The sequence below is a fragment of the Mycolicibacterium palauense genome (assembly GCF_002592005.1).
GTDB classification, from domain to species: domain Bacteria; phylum Actinomycetota; class Actinomycetes; order Mycobacteriales; family Mycobacteriaceae; genus Mycobacterium; species Mycobacterium palauense.
In genome coordinates this window covers 1-4,544 of record NZ_NVQF01000167.1, presented here as the reverse complement: position 1 = coordinate 4,544, position 4,544 = coordinate 1, and the positions used below count along the sequence as shown (strand labels likewise).

Genomic DNA, 4,544 nt, shown 5'->3' with positions numbered 1-4,544 from the left:
CCTTCCCAACCAGCGCGCCAACGCCGGTCTTGATCAGAGAACCTTGGACTTCAGATCATCCTCGGGAAGGTGCGCCCACTTTCACGCCCCCACACCGAGGGTCATCCACAAGTTCTGATCATTGCTCTGCCGACGGTGGAGATGTGGGGCCACCCGACTTGCCACCAGTACTTCAAGAGGCTTTCCTCGCGCGCCTTGTTCAGCCTGTCCAGGTGCCGTAACTCCCGGCGCATCGCGCCCTCAACAGCGCCATCCACATCAACGCCAGGCGGGAGGTCTCGTGAGATTTCCACAAGGGCCTTCAACCGGTCATGCGGGGTCTTCCGAGCATTCCGACCGCCGAACCACCCGGCGATCAGTGCCCCGACGATGGTGCCGACGCCGGTCGCAACGGGCGTCCAATTCGTCACCTGCACAGTCGGTGAGGATGCCAGAGAAGGCTGGCAACGAGCCGGTGTTGCGGGTGGATGCCCTCCCGCGTGGCTGGGGTTCCAACCAGTTGGGGTAGAGGGTTGCCTGCGCGTCTGTTGCCGTCAGAACCTTGGTGGTTCAGGCGCAGCTATACCCGCCACATCTCACCTGGGGTTTGGCACTTCACGAGGTTTGCATAGCGCGACTAGATGCACCGCACTGGCTGCACTAACTCTGGTGCGCGATACTGGGATTGAACCAGTGACCTCTTCCGTGTCAGGGAAGCGCTCTCCCGCTGAGCTAATCGCGCCGGGGACGAACCTTTGGAGGTGGAGACGGGAATCGAACCCGTGTGCACGGCTTTGCAGGCCGTTGCCTCACCACTCGGCCACTCCACCGCGAGGGTTGATGCCTTCGCACCTTCGAGCGGATGACGGGATTCGAACCCGCGACCCTCACCTTGGCAAGGTGATGCGCTACCAACTGCGCTACATCCGCGTGCCACCGGCGAGATCGTCGCCCGTCGCGAAGCGCAACGATAGTCCACGGACGTCGGCGGGCACAAATCCCTTGCTCGCCGGGGGGTCTGGTGCCATCGCGAGCCGCCCGGTTCCGGGCGTTCCCGGGGGTGCTCGGGCCGCCGCAACACCCCGCTAGAACAGGTCGTAGGACTCGCGGGACAGGCTGAAGCCGTGACCGTCGGAGTTGCTGCACGTCATCGCGGTGGGCTTGCTGGTGCACGACACCCCGCCGCCGGCCTGATAGTTGCCGTAGGCCAGCGGCCCGCCGGCTCCCAGCGCGGTGTCGCCGGCACAGACGAACGCCGCGGGGCCGTAGGTGTGCAGCGCGATGCCCTGGCCGAAGTCGGTCTCGTCCGGGCAATCCGCCGGCCGCGCGGGTGGCGACCAGCTGCGCTCCCCGATGTCGCACCGCACGTAGCCGCTGGCGCCGCCGCCTGCGCCGCCGTCGTCGAGGATGCAGCCGATGTTCCCGCTGGGCGAGGTGAACCCCGTGATGTCGGCGTGCGCGGGTGCCGCGGCGGCCACGAAGGCCGGCGCGACGGCGAGCCAGAGCCAGCGCCTCATGGCCGGCGCTCTACCCGCGCGGGAGTCGTTGAGCAGGGCTGATCGCTCACGGTTGACCTGGGGATTCTGGTCTGGGTCGCCAACCGTGCTAGTCTTCGTCGTCGTTCCCACGGTCTCGTAGCTCAGCGGGAGAGCGTCCGCCTCACACGCGGAAGGTCACTGGTTCGATCCCAGTCGGGACCACCACATATCTGCACCCCGGGTGGTGTTGTCACCTCATCCGGCCGTCCGGACGGTCCAGATGCGACGTCCGGTCACCCGGATGCACTCCGCGGAACGGCGACGGCGGGATGCGGTGGGGCAATATACTCGCCGCCGTGCACACAGTGCGCCGCGCCGCTTCCGCGTTGGTGCTTGGCTTGGCGATCGCGTTGGCCCCGACCGCCCAGGCGCAGACGATGCTGGTCGCCGGCGGGGCGATCTACTATTTCTTCCCGGGCATCACCGCTGAGATCGGACGGGGTTTCTACCCGGAGGCCGACCGCACACTCATCGAGTACCCCGCGAGCCCCGGTCTGCTGATCGATCGATCCCTGCGGGTCGGCGTCGACCGACTCGACGCGGCGATCAGATCCACCGCCGCGCCCCTCGTCGTGTCCGGATTGTCCGAAGGGTCGATCGTCATCGATCACGAGCTCGCCCGGCTGGCCGACGACCCCGCCGCGCCGCCATCCGACCAGCTGGCGTTCGTGCTCATCGCCAGCCCGGAACGGGGGCTGATGTCGTTGTTGCGGCAGGGGGTTCACATCCCGATCGTCGACTACACGGTCGCGAAACCAGTTGAATCACAATACGATACGGTGATAGTCCGAGGTGAGTACGACGGCTGGGCCGATCCCCCCGACCGTCCCTGGAACCTGCTGGCCACGCTGAACGCGGTGATGGGGGCGGCCATCGTCCACTCCGCCTATGCCGGTGTCGATCCGGCCACCATCCCACCGGAGGACGTGACCACCACGGTCAACTCCAAGGGTGCTACCGTCACGACCTACCTGCGCCCCACCGAACACCTGCCGCTGACCCTGGCTGCGCGCCTGTTTGTTCCCGGTGCGATCGTCGATCGCATCGATGCGAGGTTGCGCCCGATCATCGATGCGGGCTATGTCCGCCACGATCGACCGGGGGACCGTCGCCCGTACCTGTCCGACGGCAGGATCAGGTTCCCGGCACCGCCCACGGTGACCGAATCCCACGACCGGACACCGAAAACGATGTCCTCGCGGCGGCCGGCGGTCCCGGTGACCGCCCCATCGCAGAGTTCGGCCGCCACGGCAGAAGCAGAGACGGGTGGCGGGTCGGTGCACGACGGCGATTCGCCGGCGGTGACCAGGAAGCAACGCAGGGCAACGCGTCGGGAAACGCGGCTGCACACACGATCGGAAACACGAACGGAAACACGACCGGACACGCTCGACGGCCGCCGTCACGGACGAGCGGCGGACCGGACCGAACGCGCCGCCGGTAGCGACAAGGCGCGCCCGGACCGAGTGCAGAGTCGCTCAGTCCGGCGGGCCGCGGGGTGATCGGACTCCGGCGCCGGGTCCACAGGGTGGCGGCGCAGGTGGGTGCGGGTGTTGGTCAGCCTTGGTTCACCGGCTGTGACAGTCGGGCGCTTAAGTTAGCGTCAATATCGGTGGCGCCGGCAGACCCGGGGCGACGGTTCGTCGGGTTGATGGCCGCAGGGCTGGGAGGCACACAGACGTCGTGAGCAGAGGTCGACACCCGTGGTATGCGACGCCGACGGTGGCCGTGCCGTCGGCGGTGGTGGCCGCGCTGGCGGTGCTGCTGCTGGTGGGTCGCGGGCACGGGGTCGTTCGGGTGATCGACAACGTCGTCATCCTGGCGCTGTCGGTGTATGCGGCGGGCTGCGCGGTGTGGACGGCCCGATCGGTGCACGGGCGCCTGCGGTCGGTCTGGATGGCCCTGGCCGCCGCACTGGCGGCGTGGTCGATCGGCGATGTGATCTGGGTGTTCTCCAACGTCATCCTGGAGACCGCGCCGTTTCCGTCGGCAGCCGACGTCTTCTTCCTGGCATGCATGATCCTGCTGGTGGCCGGACTGGTCCGGTTCCCGGCGGAACCCACCGGGCAGACGCGCTGGCGTCCCGTCCTGGATGCGGCCACCGTGGCATCGTGTCTGTTCCTGCTGGCCTGGGTGATGTTCCTGCGGCACGTCTACGAGCGCTTCCACGAGGATCCGCTCGCCCTGGGCCTGGCCTTCGTCTATCCCGTGGCCGACATCATCGTGCTGACCATCGCGGTGGTGGTGCTGGCCCGCGCCGGTGTCCAGCAACGCGGCGTGCTCGCGTTGCTCACCCTGGGCGTCGGCCTGATGACCGTGGCCCACAGTCTGTTCGCGTACGAGACGGCCCGGGGCGGCTACGTCACCGGCGGTGTCATCGACATCGTCTGGGCCGTCGCGATGGTCGCGTTCGTCGCCGCCGCGGTGGTGAGCCGGCACAGCCTTCCGCTGCCGGGGACGGGGCTGGCGCTGCCGTCGAACTCGGCGTTGTGGCTGCCCTACGTCCCGCTGTGGTTGGCGGGCACGGTGGGTCCGATGTTCGTCATGTCCGGGCTGGAGTCGATCCTGGTGCCGATCGTGGTGACGGTGGTCTCGCTGCGTCAGGCGGTGGCGGCGTGGGAGAACCGGCGGTTGTTGTCGGTGGCGGCGGATCAGGCGTTGCGGGATCCGTTGACGGGGTTGGGGAATCGGACGTTGTTTCGTGATCGGTTGGTGCACGCGATGATGTTGCGTCGTCGTGATGATCGGTCGGTGGCGGTGGTGTCGTTGGATCTTGATGATTTCAAGTTGGTCAATGACAGTTTGGGTCATCCGGCTGCGGATGCGTTGTTGGTGCGGGTGGGTCAGCGGGTGGCGGCGTGTGTGCGTGCGGGGGACACGGTGGCGCGGGTGGGGGGTGATGATCAGCCCCGGCGTGTCGGGAGAGTTCTTCCGTTGGGAAGGATGGGCACGTGGGATCGAAGTCATCGAGGCGGTATCCAGAAGAGCTGAAGGCGCGGGCGGTGCAGATGGTGGCCGATCTGCGTG

General features: G+C 67.5%; 4 protein-coding genes and 4 tRNA genes. 3 read left to right on the top strand and 5 right to left on the bottom strand.

All coding sequences use genetic code 11. The features are described from left to right. Positions 1-101: 101 nt before the first annotated feature. The 5 genes from CSR00_RS30455 to CSR00_RS29425 form a co-directional block, all read right to left on the bottom strand. A complete protein-coding gene (locus CSR00_RS30455; RefSeq protein ID WP_141564533.1) occupies positions 102-410 on the bottom strand; it encodes a hypothetical protein in 309 nt (102 codons plus the stop codon). Positions 411-646: 236 nt separating this feature from the next. Then, positions 647-721, bottom strand: a tRNA-Val gene (locus CSR00_RS29440). A gap of 14 nt (positions 722-735) precedes the next feature. Then, positions 736-809: transfer RNA gene (locus CSR00_RS29435), tRNA-Cys, on the bottom strand. 27 nt (positions 810-836) lie between these two features. After that, positions 837-909: transfer RNA gene (locus tag CSR00_RS29430), tRNA-Gly, on the bottom strand. Positions 910-1,064: 155 nt separating this feature from the next. Continuing rightward, positions 1,065-1,496, bottom strand: coding sequence for a DUF6636 domain-containing protein (locus CSR00_RS29425; protein WP_176562333.1), 432 nt, complete (start codon positions 1,494-1,496; stop codon positions 1,065-1,067). A gap of 111 nt (positions 1,497-1,607) precedes the next feature. Between CSR00_RS29425 and CSR00_RS29420 the strand changes: the two genes are divergently transcribed. The 3 genes from CSR00_RS29420 (at position 1,608) to CSR00_RS29410 (ending at position 4,508) form a co-directional block, all read left to right on the top strand. After that, a tRNA-Val gene (locus CSR00_RS29420) sits at positions 1,608-1,682 on the top strand. A gap of 131 nt (positions 1,683-1,813) precedes the next feature. Further along, positions 1,814-3,019: a PE-PPE domain-containing protein gene (locus CSR00_RS29415; RefSeq protein WP_176562332.1), complete on the top strand. Its 1,206-nt coding sequence runs from the start codon at positions 1,814-1,816 to the stop codon at positions 3,017-3,019. A 181-nt stretch (positions 3,020-3,200) separates the two neighbouring features. After that, positions 3,201-4,508, top strand: a complete 1,308-nt coding sequence (locus tag CSR00_RS29410; RefSeq protein WP_141564532.1) for a GGDEF domain-containing protein — start codon at positions 3,201-3,203, stop codon at positions 4,506-4,508. Positions 4,509-4,544 lie beyond the last annotated feature (36 nt).

Excerpts from the sequence above, each read along its gene's own strand:
- CSR00_RS29425 (WP_176562333.1), bottom strand. The coding sequence starts at position 1,496 with ATGAGGCGCTGGCTCTGGCTCGCCGTCGCGCCGGCCTTCGTGGCCGCC.